Origin of the sequence: Streptomyces sp. NPDC007875, assembly GCF_042868035.1 — a bacterium.
GTDB classification, from domain to species: Bacteria; Actinomycetota; Actinomycetes; order Streptomycetales; family Streptomycetaceae; genus Streptomyces; species Streptomyces antimycoticus.
Map to the genome: position 1 here is coordinate 72,990 of NZ_JBIADZ010000036.1, position 14,732 is coordinate 87,721.

General features: G+C 67.1%; 15 protein-coding genes. 4 read left to right on the plus strand and 11 right to left on the minus strand.

What is annotated here, in order from left to right; all coding sequences use genetic code 11:
• Positions 1–56 precede the first annotated feature (56 nt).
• On the plus strand, positions 57–641 hold the full coding sequence (locus tag ACFYOY_RS43120; RefSeq protein ID WP_351895632.1) for a nicotinamidase: 585 nt from the start codon (positions 57–59) through the stop codon (positions 639–641).
• Between the two features lie 51 nt (positions 642–692).
• Here the strand turns inward: ACFYOY_RS43120 and ACFYOY_RS43125 are convergent, their stop codons facing one another.
• On the minus strand, positions 693–1,007 hold the full coding sequence (locus tag ACFYOY_RS43125) for a hypothetical protein (RefSeq protein WP_059144473.1): 315 nt from the start codon (positions 1,005–1,007) through the stop codon (positions 693–695).
• A 133-nt stretch (positions 1,008–1,140) separates the two neighbouring features.
• Complete coding sequence (locus ACFYOY_RS43130; RefSeq protein WP_351895643.1) at positions 1,141–3,444, minus strand: immune inhibitor A domain-containing protein; 2,304 nt, start codon at positions 3,442–3,444, stop codon at positions 1,141–1,143.
• 401 nt (positions 3,445–3,845) lie between these two features.
• Between ACFYOY_RS43130 and ACFYOY_RS43135 the strand changes: the two genes are divergently transcribed.
• On the plus strand, positions 3,846–4,127 hold the full coding sequence (locus tag ACFYOY_RS43135) for a hypothetical protein (protein ID WP_351895648.1): 282 nt from the start codon (positions 3,846–3,848) through the stop codon (positions 4,125–4,127).
• Here the strand turns inward: ACFYOY_RS43135 and ACFYOY_RS43140 are convergent.
• The 3 genes from ACFYOY_RS43140 to ACFYOY_RS43150 form a co-directional block, all read right to left on the minus strand.
• Positions 4,113–4,619, minus strand: a complete 507-nt coding sequence (locus tag ACFYOY_RS43140) for an RDD family protein (protein ID WP_351895654.1) — start codon at positions 4,617–4,619, stop codon at positions 4,113–4,115. The two genes, ACFYOY_RS43135 and ACFYOY_RS43140, sit on opposite strands and share 15 nt — an antisense overlap.
• Before the next feature lie 66 nt (positions 4,620–4,685).
• The gene (locus ACFYOY_RS43145) at positions 4,686–5,258 is read right to left on the minus strand and encodes an RDD family protein (protein WP_351895661.1); all 573 of its coding nucleotides are present in this window, start codon (positions 5,256–5,258) and stop codon (positions 4,686–4,688) included.
• A gap of 194 nt (positions 5,259–5,452) precedes the next feature.
• On the minus strand, positions 5,453–7,150 hold the full coding sequence (locus ACFYOY_RS43150) for an RDD family protein (RefSeq protein ID WP_388593252.1): 1,698 nt from the start codon (positions 7,148–7,150) through the stop codon (positions 5,453–5,455).
• 34 nt (positions 7,151–7,184) lie between these two features.
• Here ACFYOY_RS43150 and ACFYOY_RS43155 point away from each other — a divergent pair, with 34 nt between their 5' ends.
• A complete protein-coding gene (locus tag ACFYOY_RS43155; RefSeq protein ID WP_351895672.1) occupies positions 7,185–8,960 on the plus strand; it encodes a recombinase family protein in 1,776 nt (591 codons plus the stop codon).
• A gap of 80 nt (positions 8,961–9,040) precedes the next feature.
• Here ACFYOY_RS43155 and ACFYOY_RS43160 read toward each other — a convergent pair whose 3' ends face one another.
• From ACFYOY_RS43160 to ACFYOY_RS43185, 6 genes are all read right to left on the minus strand, one after another.
• Positions 9,041–10,513: a replication initiator gene (locus ACFYOY_RS43160; protein WP_388593256.1), complete on the minus strand. Its 1,473-nt coding sequence runs from the start codon at positions 10,511–10,513 to the stop codon at positions 9,041–9,043.
• A gap of 272 nt (positions 10,514–10,785) precedes the next feature.
• On the minus strand, positions 10,786–10,971 hold the full coding sequence (locus ACFYOY_RS43165; RefSeq protein ID WP_191065614.1) for a hypothetical protein: 186 nt from the start codon (positions 10,969–10,971) through the stop codon (positions 10,786–10,788).
• Positions 10,964–12,229, minus strand: a complete 1,266-nt coding sequence (locus ACFYOY_RS43170) for an FtsK/SpoIIIE domain-containing protein (RefSeq protein WP_351896094.1) — start codon at positions 12,227–12,229, stop codon at positions 10,964–10,966. Before ACFYOY_RS43170 ends, ACFYOY_RS43165 begins: the two co-directional genes overlap by 8 nt.
• A gap of 80 nt (positions 12,230–12,309) precedes the next feature.
• Positions 12,310–12,492 (minus strand): hypothetical protein, encoded by a 183-nt coding sequence (locus tag ACFYOY_RS43175; RefSeq protein ID WP_351895690.1) that lies wholly within the window; start codon positions 12,490–12,492, stop codon positions 12,310–12,312.
• A gap of 8 nt (positions 12,493–12,500) precedes the next feature.
• Positions 12,501–12,731, minus strand: a complete 231-nt coding sequence (locus tag ACFYOY_RS43180) for a hypothetical protein (RefSeq protein WP_351895695.1) — start codon at positions 12,729–12,731, stop codon at positions 12,501–12,503.
• Positions 12,731–13,099 carry a hypothetical protein gene (locus ACFYOY_RS43185; protein ID WP_351895701.1) on the minus strand — a complete coding sequence of 123 codons (369 nt, stop codon included), beginning with the start codon at positions 13,097–13,099 and terminating at the stop codon, positions 12,731–12,733. Before ACFYOY_RS43185 ends, ACFYOY_RS43180 begins: the two co-directional genes overlap by 1 nt.
• Positions 13,100–13,284: 185 nt before the next feature.
• Here ACFYOY_RS43185 and ACFYOY_RS43190 point away from each other — a divergent pair, with 185 nt between their 5' ends.
• A complete protein-coding gene (locus ACFYOY_RS43190; RefSeq protein ID WP_351895707.1) occupies positions 13,285–14,061 on the plus strand; it encodes a GntR family transcriptional regulator in 777 nt (258 codons plus the stop codon).
• Positions 14,062–14,732 lie beyond the last annotated feature (671 nt).

The following is a 14,732-nucleotide window of genomic DNA, read 5'->3' on the forward strand; positions in this document are numbered from 1 at the left end:
GGAACGCGGGGCATGCCCACTGCCGCAATCGACGCGGAGTGTCTACCCTCGGTGACATGCACCGGGCACTGATCGTCGTCGACATCCAGAACGACTTCTGCGAGGGCGGAAGCCTCGCGGTGACGGGGGGCGCGGATGTCGCGGCCGCGATCACCGATCTGATCGGGGAGGCGACACCCGGTTACCGCCATATCGTCGCCACGCGTGATCACCACATCGCCCCGGGCGATCACTTCTCGGACAACCCGGACTACGAGCACACCTGGCCGGTGCACTGCGTCGCGGGCACCGAGGGTGTCGGGTTCCACCCGAACTTCGCGCCCGCCGTCGCCTCCGGCGCGATTGAGGCGGTCTTCGACAAGGGCTCGTACAAGGCGGCGTACAGCGGTTTCGAGGGCATCGACGAGCACGGCACCCCGCTCGCCCAGTGGCTGCGCGAGCGGGAGGTGACCGAGGTGGACGTGGTGGGCATCGCCACCGACCACTGTGTGCGGGCCACGGCGCTGGACGCCCGCCGCGAGGGGCTCGCCGCGCATGTCCTGCTGGACCTGACCGCGGGCGTCTCCCCGGGCACGACCGAGCGCGCCCTGGGCGAGCTGCGGGCGGCCGGGGTCGAGCTCAGCGGCAAGCCGGTCGTCTGAGGGCGCCGGAGGCGCTCTGGGCGCCTCCCAGCCGCCCTCCGGACCCCGGCGCTACGAGGCCGGGGCCGACGGTCTGAGCAGAGCGGCGATCGGATGCCAGAGCTCCCCTCCCCGGTCCGGCGCGGTGCGCCAGACCAGCCCGTCGGGATGGTGCAGCACCGCCGTCACCTCGTCGGGTGTCGGCGGGGCCATATTGCCGCGCAGGTAGATGGCGCGAAGCCCGAGATTGCGCAGCCTGGTCAGGGCGCGCTGGCGGTTCACGGCGTGTACCAGGACGCGGACGCCGCCCTCGCCCAGCGGGCTCGGCAGCGTCAGTGCGACCACCACGCTGCCGCCCGGCAGCTTGGTGAATCCTCCGTTGGCCATTGCGGGTCATGTCCCCCGTGAGACGTCGTGTCAACAAGTTGGTCGTAGGGGCATCTAAACGCGAACGGCCGCCGCCCGCTAGGGGGCGGCGGCCGCTACCGCTCTGACCTGCGAAAACGCAGACGGTGTGGATCTAGGAGGCGGACGGTCCGACCTGGACGGTCATCGTCGAGCCGCCCGGGAGCTCCTTGAGGATCTTGATCCGGGTGTTGGTGTCAGCAATCTTCACACTGCCGGTCGGATTACCCTTGTCCCAGTACATCCCCTTATGGTCGTCGAAGACCGGGATACCCGGCTTCGGCTTCACCTTGGCGGCCTTGCCGTCCTTGTGCAGCGTGAAGCCGTCCGACGGGAGCCGGCTGAAGGGCGAGTCGTACGCCTGGATCCGGTTGCGCATCAGCGTGCCGTCCGCCCACTTCTCGGGGGTGGCGTGCGCGTCGATCGGCAGGATCAGACCGCTGCCCGGGTGGACGCCGACGTTGTTGTCCGGCTGCGAGGTGTCCCACTGCCAGATCAGCAGTCCGTTCTGGTACGGGAAGTGCTCGACCCAATCGGGCCGGGTGGAGGCCCAGCCGAAGTTGTACGGACCGGTCTTCAGCGTCGTGTCGTACGACACGTACTGGCGGTTCTCGGCGATGTAGTACTGCGGGTAGTCCTTGCTGAAGGACGCGCCGATGCGCGAGAAGCCGTTCGCGGTCCAGCCGTTGTCATCGCCCTCGGCGCCGTCGCTGAAGACCGGGGCGCCGTCGGCGGTCAGGGTGATCGCGTCGGCCGCGAAGCCCTTCTGCGCCACACCGCCGTCGGTCTGGTAGCGGAAGCGGAGCTCGATCTTCTTGCCCGCGTAGGCGTCCAGCGGGAAGGAGAGCTTCTTGTACGCCCCGGCGGTGCCGGTCAGCGCGGGCTTGTCACCGGCGTCGCGCGGAATGGCCTTGCCGTCCGCCGTACCGTCGATCGGCGTCCAGTTGGCGCCGCCGTCGGTGGAGACCTCGGTGTAGAGGTAGTCGAAGTTCTCCTCGATGTCCCACCAGCCCTGCAGGTCCAGGCTCGCCTTGGACTTACCGGTGAGGTCCACGGACCGGGTCAGGGTGTTCTTCAGGTCGTCCCCCATCCCGCTCCACCACTGCTTGGTGCCCTCGGCGGGGGCGACCACTTCGGTGGTGACGGGCTTGGCGGGCAGCTCGACGACCAGCGCCTGCTTGTTCTTGGTGTTGTACTCGGCAACCCCGAGCATGTGGGTGGACTTCTTCCCGGCCTTGGCCGAGGCGTAGTTCAGCCACCCCAGCTGCAGCTTGTCCCAGGCGTTCATATCGCCGGGCAGATCGCCGATGGCGTCCTTACCGGTGCCGAGCCACGATCCCGCGGACATCAGCGACCAGTAGGCGACGGACGACTCCCCCTTACCGGTGGTGTCGTACTCGTCCGGCAGGCCCAGGTCATGGCCGTACTCATGGGCGAAGACGCCGAGGCCGCCGTTCTCCGGCTGCATCGTGTAGTCGCCGACCCAGATGCCGGTGTCGCCGATCTGGGTACCGCCCGACTTGTTCTCGCCCGGGCCGGTGTTGCCCGCGTCGGTGCCGTACGCGTACCAGCGGTGCGCCCAGATGGCGTTCTCGCCCTCGGCCCCGCCCCCCGCGGACTCGTCCTCACCGGCGTGGACGATCTGGAAGTGGTCGATGTAGCCGTCGGGCTCGTTGAAGTTGCCGTCGGCGTCGTAGTCGTAGCGGTCCCACTGGTCGTACTGGGCCAGGTCCGCCTTGATCTGCGCGTCGGTGCGGCCGGCCGCCTTCTGGTCCTTGGCCCACTGGTTGACGCCGTCGCGGATCAGGTCCCAGGCGTTGGCGCAGTTGGTGTCGCCGCAGTAGTTGGAGCCGTACCGGGCCTCGTTCCAGTCGACCTTGACCCAGTCGGAGACCTCGCCGTCCACGGAGTAGCGGCCCGAGGACTGCTTCTCGTAGTACTTCTTCAGGGACTCCTTCTTCTTGTCCTTGGAGAAGTAGAGGTCCTGGAAGTGCTCGCGGTTGTAGTCCTTCTGCCACGCCGTGCTGTTGTCGTCGGCGCGGTCCGGCTCGGCGATGGTGTTGTGCGCCGGGCCCGGGTCGCCGCCGTACTTCTTCACCGGTGGCTGGGGGCCGTCACCGTCCGGGTCGTACATGGTGGTGTCGTCCACCTTGTCGCCGAACTCGACCAGGATGGTGAAGATCTTGTCGGTCTTCTCCCGGGCCAGCTCGACGTACTTGCCCTTGCCGAGCTTCACCACCTTGGACGCCCCGCGCGTGGTCGCCTTGGTGTCGCCGGAGATGACCTGACGCAGCGCCTCCTGGCGCTGCGCTTCCTGCTGCTTGCTGTACGGGCCCTCGAGATCGTGCTGGACATCCGTCTTCGCGGGCGCCGGATCATGGCGCTCAACACGCGTAGACGGCGCGTCCGCCTGAGCCATGCCAGTCGAGAGTGCCGCCGCGCCGAGCGCGGCCACCACTGTGGCTATGGCGGCCGATCTGGCCGTTCTCCATTGGCTGTTCACTCGCTCAGTCCTCCCCTTTCACACCGGTGCCGGACATTTGACCGGAGTGGCAGGAGAAAAGACAGACCTTGACTTGGACTGATGGGACAAGTACGTTCTGCGATCCCGGCGTTCCGGTTAACGGACAGCAACGGGCGCGCTGTGCGCGCCGGTTGGAGAGGCCGATGATTCCGTGCGCCCCCTGTGCAACGGCGCCGTGGGTGAGGTCACGCTTACTTCCGTTCCCCCTCGGGCATTCACCACCGTAGAGTCAAGCTGACGGTCACATCAGCCTGACCCATGCCCCCTGCATATCGCCCTTGAGGACGGATACCGCCATGCCGCGTCCGACTCCTGCACAGCTTGCCTATGGTTCGGCCACCGTCGTTCTTTCGACCTTCGCCATGCTGCTGCTGTCCCAGACCCGATCGGGACTCGGTATCGCGGTGGTCACCGTGGTCGGGCTCGCATCCGGGCTCCTCGTCGCCGTCACCGTGCCGGTGGCCCGGGTCTCCCGCCCCAGCCGCACCATCCGCACCAGCAGCCCCGCGGCGGGGTCCGGAGCGGCCGACTCGGCGGGGGCGCGCACCCGGGCGCACGCCGACTCAATGCGCGGCTGACACCACGACGGTCCGCGCGGCCTTGTCGTGCAGACAGCGCTGGAACGGCTTGTCCCACAGCAGTGATGCCGAGTTGACCAGCCAGAAGACCGTGCCGACGAGCAGCGGGATCAGCATCCCGGGCAGCACGTAGACCGCCGCGCGGACCCAGCCCTGACCGGCCGGCACATCCCCGTCGGACAGCATCGCCACCCGGATGCGCAGCGCCTTCTTGCCGAGGGTCTGTCCGCTGCGGGCCAGCATGACGCCCTCGTAGCCGAAGTAGAGGGCCATCGTGATGATGAGCGCGAGGGTCACCTTGCCCATGTCCTGCTCGCCCGGGTGGTCCATCGTGTACTGGAGCGCGCCGGTCGCGATGAGCGCCACCGTCCAGATGACGCCGAGGACGATGATGTCGATGAGCCGGGCGGCGAAGCGCTGACCAGGGGTGGCCAGCGGGGGCATCCCGGCGGGGAACGCGTGCGGGGGCGAGGACAGCGGGTCGGGGGCCATGCCCCGATTACATCAGCGCTCCCGGTGGACCGGAAGCTCAGGGTGGCACCTCAGGGGCTCAGAGGCTCACACGGCCGAGACCACGAGGGTCTTGGCCGCCTTGTCGTGCAGGCACTGCCGGTAGGGCCGGTCCCAGGTGCACCACAACACATTGATCAGCCAGAAGATGAAGCCACAGCAGGGCACGATCTCGGGCAGGGCGTACACCCCGGCGCGCACCCAGCCGGCCTGGCCGGCCGGCGGCTGGCCGTTCTCCAGCAGGGCGACCCGGATCTTCATCGCCTTCTTGCCGACGGTCTGACCGTCCCGGGTCAGCATCAGCCCCTCGTAGACGAAGTAGACCAGGACGTAGATCAGCGTGACGATGGTCGAACGGGCGCTGCCGTCGACCGGGTCGTAGCCGCCGGCGATCGCGCTCAGGACGAGCCCGACCGGGATGCCGATGAGCAGCGCGTCGATGATCCGGGCGATCAGACGGCGGCCGAGGTGCGCGAGCGGGGGCATCCCGGCGTACGGCTCGGCTCCGGCGGTGTGGTCCCCGTACGGGGAGCCGTTCGCCCGCGGATATTTGGCGAACGGATCGCTGCTGTCCCGGTCCCGGGGCTCATCGGGCCCGGGGGGCGGCTGGTCGGTGCTCATGGCCCGAGTCGACCCCGGAGCCGGGCCTGCCGCATCCGGCGCGCACCGTTCGGGCGACCGGGATCGTCCATCCGCCTCAGCGGGGGCGGGCGGCTGAGGCGGGCGGAGGCTCAGGCTCGGCGGGGAGCGGCGGTGCTCACTCGGCAGCGGCGGTACTCGGTGGCCGCGGCCATGTTCAGTGGCCGCGGCCGTGCTCAGTCGGCCGCCGCGACGAAGGTGCGGGCCGCCTTGTCGTGCCAGCACTGCCGCCACGGGCGGTCGAACAGACACCACAGCACGTTCAGCACACCGATGACCAGCACCCCCAGCACCGAGTAGACCAGCCAGCGGCGCAGCGCGGCGCCGAAGGGCGGAGTGTCGTGCCCCTCGATGTCCAGCACCCGCACCCCGCTCAGCTTCTTACCCAGCGTGCGGCCCCACTTGGCGGTCGGCAGCGTCTCCAGGACGACGCCGAGGACGAGCAGCAGACCGAGGACGATGCCCAGGTAGCCGCCGGTGGTGCCGTCCAGGAAGTAGACCGTGACGGTCTCACCGCTCTGCTTGGCCGTCTCGACCTTCTCGTCGATGTGGTCGCTCGCCTTGCCCCACAGCGGGAACGCGACGGCGCCGACGACGCCGAGCAGCACGACCGTGTCGATCAGCCGGGCGACGAGGCGGCGGCCGAGCGGGGCAGGCCGTCCCTGGGCCTGGGCGGCCTGCAGGAAGGGGTTGTCGACGGGCGGCTTCCAGGGGATGACGCCCTCGGGCGCGCCCGGCGGGGCGCCCTGCGGCGGGCCGGGCTGCTGGGCGAACGGGTGCCCCTGCTGCTGCCAGGCCGGGCCGCCGCCCTGGGCGGGGATACCGCCGAAGGGCTGCTGGGGCTGATACGGCTGAGGGGGCTGCTGAGGCTGGTGTGTCTGCGGAGGCTGCTGGGGCTGGTGTGTCTGCGGAGGCTGCTGGGGCTGGTGCGGGGGCTGGGCCGGGGGTGCCGCTCCGGCGCCCTTGCGCGAACCGCCGCGGCCGATCGCCCGGATCGCCAACGTCCCGTCGTCGCGGCCGGACGCCGGGTTCCGGCCCGAGCCCTGGCCCTGGCCCGGCCCCTGGCCCTGGCCCGGCCCCTGGCCCTGGCCCGTCGTGGGTGCCGCTCCGTCGCCGCGCCCCACCGCGCGGATCGTCATCGTCCCGTCGCCCGCCGCAGCGGACGTCTCCGCGTCGTCCGCCGAGGGCAGCTCCGGGGCCCGGCGCACCGGCGGCAGGGCCTGCGTCGAGTGGTCCACCGTCCCGCCGCTGCCGCCCCCGCGCATGGTCAACGTGCCCTCATCGCGACCGGCGCCCTCGCCTGGGCCCGCTCGCCGCGGGTCGGGCACCCCAGGCCACTGCCCGCCCTCGGCCTGCCCACCACCGGCCTGGGCGTCCCCGGGGGCGTCCGTCTCCGAGCCCCAGGCGACCCGGCGGTCCTGCTCGCCGCCGAACCCGCCCTGCCGGGACGCGTCCGCCTGCCAGGCCGACCCGGCATCGGGACGGGTGCCGTACAGCCGCTGGGGATCGTTCCAGTCGGCGGATGCCGGGACGCCGCCGGGCGGCACCGGCTGGGCCCCCATGCCACCGGCCGCCGCCTCGGGCGGCCCGCCCGCGCCCCGGACGTCCATCTCGGCGCTACGGCGCAGCTCGGGCAGGGCGCTGCCAGTCTCCTCGGCGGGCCGCGGCGCCGGCTCCTCGTCCAGGAACATCGGGCCCGTCTCGTCCGGCGCCGGGCTGATCACCTGGGTATGGGTGACGCCGGGCGGCGGCGCGGGCATGGCCTCGCCCGCGGCCGGGGCGGGACGGCTGGTGCCGGGCACCCAGGCGGCACCGTTCCAGTAACGGATGTAGCCAGGGATGGACGGATCGGGGTAGTACCCAACCCCGGGCATTTCTGCTGAACCCCCGCCACTAGGAGGCGTCGCCATGTCCCCTACTCCCTTCACGGCCAACACGCTTGACCTGTCCGCCGTATCCGGCATCGACGACCCGATGATCACGCAGCTACGCGAGCGAGGCCGCACGACCACCCTCGACCTCTCTGCGGGCTACGCGCAGTACGTACCACAGCGACCGGGCGGATACCTACGTCTCTCTATGCATGACATTAACGAAGAACGACGAGCCCGGAAGGAGGCGTCCAAAAGGAAGACTGCCATCGAACGACAGACCGAGGACATCGAGACCAAGCGCCAGGCCCTCGGGTGGGGCCCGTTCGCCGACCTCTATATAGACGACGACACCAGCGCGTACAAGAAGAAGAGGATCACCCGCCCTGACGGTGGAGTGGACTGGGTGGTTCTTCGCAAAGATTTCCAGCGAATGCTGAAAGATCTACTCAATGGGGTAATTGACGGAATCATCTTCTATGACTTGGATCGCCTAGTTAGGCAACCGAGGGACCTCGAAGATCTAGCGAACGTCGTCAACGAAGTGAAACGGCCCGCCATCGGAGCAACCAGCGAACTCAATCTAGTCAGGGAATCCGACTGCAATATGGCGCGCGTAATGTGCGTCATGCTGTTGAAACAGTCTCAGGACACAGCCCGACGCGTTGCCCGAGACACATTAGCAGCAGCCGAGGTGGGAATCCCCATAGGCCGCCTCGGTTACGGATGGGTGCGCAAGGGCGAGGAGGTGGGCACGAAGATTGAGGAAGAGGCGAAAGTCGTAAGGCGCATCTTCCATGAGCTAGTGGAGAAGAATGGAAATCCGTCGTCCATCACACGAGGGCTGACGCTTTCAGAAATTCCCTCTCCGGGCGGAGGCGATTGGACGACGGCCACAGTGAAACTTATTCTCTCGAATCCCCGATATGCGGGAATGGTTCTCTATAGCGGACGTCACCGACTCGAACCATCCAAACAGCATGACGGAATGTCCAAGCTACTCACCGACGAAACCGGGAATCCCGTAATGGGGACCTGGGATGAAATCGTATCCCCACAGACATGGTTCAAAGCCCAGGGCATCCTAAAAGCACGCCAAGAGCAGAATAAAGTAGATACCACACCCGTCGGAGGACATGAATACGGAAAGTATCTACTGACAGGGGTCGTGCGCTGCTACAAATGCAAGAAGCCCATGGAAGGCCGCTGGAATGGACAGGTTAAATACCACGTATACCGTTGTCCGTCGCGCGGCCGGAACGGCGCATGCGGCTCGACCTCACGAAAGATGGAACCTCTTGACGATCTCATAGGCATACTCATGGAAGAGTTCCTAATAGAGAAACTGGGGGTCTCGCTCAACGAAAGCGATGAAGAAGATGCAGAGATCATCGAGCAGCGCGCCGAACTAGAGGCACAGAAAAGTGCAGCGATCGAGGAAAAGGAGCAGCTTAAAGGAAAGTGGGAGCGCGGAGAACTCTCTGACGTTGGGTGGTCGAATGAGGATTACTACGAACACATCGGAGTGATCTCAAAGAAGATTCGAGAGCTTGTCGAGAAACTCGATGGCCTAAGTTCCGCCCCTGATCCCCAAGCCGTAGAAAATGACCTCATGCTATGGAGGTCAGGGGACAACGTTGAGAAGCGCGTGATAATCAAGCGCTACATGAAACACATACAGCTTCTCAAAGGGCCAAAGGGTCGAGGTAAATTCGACCCGGATACCGTAATTCCTATCTGGCGGGAGCAGGGGGGTCGATCCGCTGGCCGAACCCCCGAAGAAGCGACCGCAGATGTGCCCGCTCCTCGTTAGTTAGATCCGGAGCACGCGCCAAATGGCGAGCCACCCAAGCGCGCACGGCAGGATCATTGCGATTGACCCTGCCGTGCCGCTCAGTCATAATCCCGCCTTCCCTCTTCATTACATAGTTCAGAGCGACCTACGTCGCGGTTTCGGGAAAGGTCCTGCGAAACCCCCGCTGCTATCTCTGCCTCAGCGGGTGTATGTCCCGACCGCACATATCTCCACGCGGACTCAACATCTGTAGGCACATCAACCGGAACTGAGCCACCAGCCGCTTTCGTCTTTCGGTATTCAGCACGGGCAGCGCGCAGTTGCTCATAAGTGGTGGAGTAGCGCCGACTCTTGGTGAGCACGTGGCCCCGGTAGCCGAGTGCATGAGCCCACAGGCGCAGCCGCAGCGGGGCCAACTCGACTACGCCGCCCAGGCGCCAGCAGGTGCCCATGAGGGCGCGCACATGGGGACTGACACGCAGCCGACCGATCTCACCGGCAGAAGTGATGCGCCGGTCAATGCCTCCCACTTCCCCAACGCTCTTGGACACGTACTTCGCGATGTACGCGGCAACCGCCTCATCGGTCATCGGCACGCCGTCAATCTCCGAATCCGCACTGTGGATCGCGTGTACGTCGATCTCAGCGCCCCAACTGATGACGTGCTCCCCCAGACCCGGGGCGTATGGCGTACGGGCCTCAGCAGCCCCTACAGCGCTTCGGACGACCGTCTCAAGAATCTCCGCCGTGACCGCAGGAGGCGGAGCGTCATCGGGCCCGGAAGGGCCATCGGCGCGTACCACGGCATGCAGGTGGATAGCTCCGCGTTTTTGGTACTCGGCCACCTTGGCGAACGAGACGCGGAGATGGGAATTGAGTGTTCTCTGTGTAATTCCCATAGCCGCTGCAAGGTGACGCCTGATCAGAATCGTGGTGCGATTCCAGAGTGCCCCTGCCTTTGCGTGCCAGAGCACGTGTGCCGCGTAGTCGTAACACCGGCCGCATATAGGCTGTCCGACTCTTGGGTCAGCTTCGGAATGAACCTGATTGCAGCCGATCAGCCTTCCGTGCGGACATTCCCCGCCGTCGCGACGAGGACGGCATTTACGGTCCCTTGAGTCTGTGGCTCTGTGTACGGCGCCGAACCCAGGCGCTGTCAGGGTGATGAACAGCCGAGGATGCCCGGTCACTGTCGAGGGGACTTCCTTGCCGCCCAGGAGTCCGGCCCGTACCAAATGGAATGTGTCGCCAGCGTGGATGCGCGAGCATGGTGCGCAGCGTGTCTCACGCCGATTTCCGCACCGCAGGGCCAGCACCCCGCCCGGTTCATCGGCGGTGGTGTAGACGCGCATTACGGCACCCGTGACAGCGTCGCGGGTTGTCGTCCGCCCAGCTAGGTAGATGGGATCGGCGCAGCCGCCGATGTTGTGGATTTGGTCGAGCCACCGGCGGAAACCGGGGGTGCCCACCAGTCGGATCATGTCGCGTTCAGTCTCAGAGAGCGTGCGAAGGCGCTCCGCGATTTCAAGTGCGGAGCGCCGCGCACGAGGGTTGTCCCATGGGGACGTCATGCGGCGGTGCCCTTTCTTGGTAGTCCGCCGCCATGGCGGAGAGACGGTCAGTGGCCAGGTACACGGGCATTGCTCCTCTAGGTGTGAGCTGGGGATTGTCACGCTGGGTTCGCGCCGGCGGTCACTGTCAGCTATCGGGCGTCAGCCCCGTGGCGGACGACGCCGACAGCAACGGCACCGCCGGAGACGGCCGCCCCGAGTGCGCTGCCGTAGCCGACCGCAGGCACGGCACCTCACATACAGGTGAGGCATCTTTCTCCCTCCCTGGATCCTTACTTCTGGTAGACCGCCCATTGCAGGAAATCCGTGATGGTAAGCCCCGGAGTGGTGCTTGCCATGGTGAATCCCCAGAGGAAGAAAAGGGCGCCCACCCACCAGACGACTTCACGGGACCGGAGAATCAGGATGCAGAGCAGCCCGACAGCGATTGCAATGGGCATTGCCTGTGCTTCAGTCAAGTCCGCCTACCTCCTTATTCACTGCGTCCATGGCACGTACCAGCGCGGGCAGATCTGGTGTCCGGTCGGCATTCCGCGCCGCGACTTCCCGAGCATCCGCAGTAGTGGTCAGTCGAGACCGCACACGGGCCCAGGTGCCGCCAACCGTCGTGATAGCGACGCCCTGTTCTTCCTCGGTGATCACTTGGGCCGCCACCACCGCGTCCTCTGCCAGGTCGCCAAGGGCCATTTCTGCGGTCTGCTGGTCATGCACTCGGTGGCAGATACGGCCGCCGAGCTGAGCCCGCAGAGCAGTCACCCCGGCCCCCAGCTCGGAGCCCATGCGCTGACCGGCGACCACCAGGTGCAGCCCCAAAGCCGCCCCAAGCTGTCCCAGCCGGAGCAGAGCCGTAGAGCACTCGGCCGCCTCTTGCCGACTGACCCGCGAACCGTCGACCAGGTACAGCTCGGCCAGCTCATCGACCAGGATCACGACCGGCACCGGCCGCACGTGCTCAGGCAGCTCCCAGATAGACCGGGCGCCAGCCCTACGGCAGACGGCCATGCGGTCCTGCGCCTCATCGAGGAGCGCCACCAGGAGCGCCAGCGCTTCCGTCCGGCTACAAGCCAGCGCGGACAGCCGCCGCTCGAACAGCGACAGCTCCATGCCGCCTTTGCAGTCGATCCCGACGAGCGCTACGGGCTGCGGTGCGAGCTCGGCCACCAGGGACGCGAGCAGAGTGCTTTTCCCGGATTGGGTCGCGCCGACCACCAGCCAATGCGGCACCTGTCGCATGTCGAGCGTCCAGCCCATGCCCAGCTCTGTACGGCCCACCTGCGCAGCAAGTATCCGCCCTGCGTGGCGCTTCGGCTCGGTGCCCGTAGCGGCCAGGGGGTCTCGCCAGGTGGCAGTGATCGTCACCTCACCACGCCGAAACGAGACCACGCGGACGGCATGCATCCGCCATGCGTGCGCCATCGCTGGTGCCGCTTCGATGTACGGAATCGGTGTCTGTCCGGGGTGCAGTTGCACCCGCACCACCAGGCCGTCTCGCGTAGGACGCGGCAGCCCTAGCCGAGGCGGGATCATCCGCACTGCCCGGCCAGTCACGATCAGATCGCGACCGACCAGAGCACGCGGCGGCTGACGTTGCACCGCCAGGTCGGCGTTCCGGGTGAACCGGCGCCAGGTGAACCGCATCCTGAACACCACAGCCGGGAAGCCACCCAGGTACCACCGCCACGGCAGCGCCCCCAGCCGCCGCAGCCCCCGAGGCATCGATGGCAGCCGATGTTCCCAGCGCGCCTGTGTCACGAAGGCCAGCAGGAGAAGCAGCCAGACCGTCAGCTCCCACGGCATCAGTGATCACCTCCGCGATCACTGCGTCCGCTCTTTCGGAGCGTCAGGAGCATGGTTCGCGCGTCATCGGCGGTCTGCTGAGCAGTGCGCGCCGTCAGCGCCATGATCTCGGCGACCAGCAGGCCGCCGTCCATAGCGGTCAGCAGATCATCGCAGCCGCTCAGCAGGCGGAGATTCCGCATCAGCCGCCTCACAACGACGTCGGACGATTCCACCACTTGTACCCCCCACTTCCAGAGCGCGTGATCATGGTTTGAGCGAGACTCGCGACCGCCAGCGCGACCCGCGCCAGCCGCTCACGATCACCCGCGTCCATCTGGTCGATGTCAGCCGCCTCCAACTGATCGGCCAGCTCACGGGCATGCCGCTTCAGGTCCGACCAGCCCACGAGAGCAGGCCGCAGCTCGGACGGATCAGGCATCAGCCATCACCGCCAGACTTGGCCCGGCCCGCGACCGGCGCTGTCTTCCCCCCGCTGTCCGCAGGGGTGATGGCCACAGCGCGGTAGCTTGTGCCGCGCCGACCGTCGATCTCCCAGGCCACCGCGACCAGGTCCTGAATCCAGACCCGCATGCCCTCAGCGACAGCAGGCGCCTCGCCCGGCACCACAACTTCAATGACATCCGCGCGCCGGGACTCCGGCTGACGGACCGAGACGCCGACCACGTACAGCCGACGCCCCTCCCGGTCCGTGCGGATCTCTCCTGTCTCCCGATTCACCCGAGGCTCAGGCGGCACGACGCACATCAATGCGCCCAGACGCCGCACGTCCACAGGGATGGTCTGCACGAGTTCACCTCTCTCTGTGGTCACACGAGCACCAGACCTCTCGTCCGGTTATTACTCGTACCAATGAGTGAGAGCATGCGCCGTGTTGACCCAAAGGGGCAAGCACTTATTCTGATGAGTGCACGTCCCCACCCACACAACCGAACCGAAGCCCGCCGCAGGGCCAGACCCCGAGGAGCACGCACATGCCGGGACGCCACAGCACCGCCCAGCCGTTGCACAGCGAACCCCGCTACCGCCAGCTCGCGCGGATCCTGGCCGACGCCATCGCAGAGGGCGAGGAGGGCGACTATCCCCCTGGCAGCCAACTGCCCTCTGAAACCGAGCTGCTGGAGCGATACGCCGTCTCTCGCAACACGGTGCGCCAGGCAGTTGCCGAGCTACGCCGGATGGGACTTGCGGTCAGCCAGCAGGGCAAAGGGACCTACGTCCGCCAGGAGCCCGAGCAGACCCACGCGATCAAGCGGACGTTGATCCGCAAGGGCAAGCGGCTGGAGCTAGGCCATCCAGGATTCGCCAAGGCCGAGACAGTCACCGTCACGCGCGGCCACGCACGCGGCACCATCGCCCGCCTCATCGGCCGAGGCGCCATCCACACCCTGACGGCGGAACGACTGATCATCGATGAAGAGACCGGAGTCCGGGCCGCCGCCATCAGCGTGATCCCATTCGACATCGCCGACGAGGTACCCGCCCTGGCGGACCGCCCCGACGCCCACCCCGAAGAGCTGTACGCCATGCTCACCGCCGCCGGACACAAGCTCGACTTCTGGGAGACCGTGACGGCCCGCAGCGCCCGTCCAGACGAACAGGCCGCCCTCATGGCCGACACCATCCTGATCACGCACCGCGTGACCGAAGACCAAGACGGCCGCGCGTTGCTCGTGGAGGAGCTGCGCATGAGCGCGGAGTCCGCCAGCCTCAGCTACCGCATCACCCCAACAACGCCCAAGCGCGGCTAGCGCGTCTAGATCTTCTTTACTTACTCAAGGGCGCGCCTAGCGGCGCGCCGGGCGGCCAAGCCGCCCCGGACGGGTACGGCCTGGCGGCCGATTCCGTCCGGACGGCCCCGCCGCCCGGCACCACCACAGACACCCCATGAACAGCCAGAAGCCCCCACGCACCGCGCGGGGGCTTTCTTTGTGCGGTCACAGGAGAGGCGGATCCCCTCCCGCGGATTCCACGAGGCACAGCGCCAACTGGCCCGTTCACGGCACCGATCAGCCGTTCCGCCCAGCAGCCCTCACCAGGCTCGGCACCGCACGCCAGTCACTCAGCAGGTGCACGAGTCCGCATGGTCGCGGGCAGCGAACTTGCTGGGCGCGAAGCCAGGGTTCATCTTGCGGCGACCGCACCCCGTGCACGTCACCCACTCACGCCCCCGCCTGTCCTTCTCGACTCGCACCGCGCCACGCCCGCGAGTCCGTAACGGCCGCTCAGGCTTGCGCCTTTCACCGAAGAACCTCATAACGACCTCCCTATGTCGTTCGGTCTCTGGCCATGCTCCAAGCCATCTGCCCCCACAGCAAGGGGCACTCTGAGGTTCCCCCGCAGTGCGGGAGTGGCTGACTAGCTGGTCAGAGCGGGTTGGCGTGGTTTCAGGTTCACTGGTTCGGTCGCTGCCTGGTCGGCG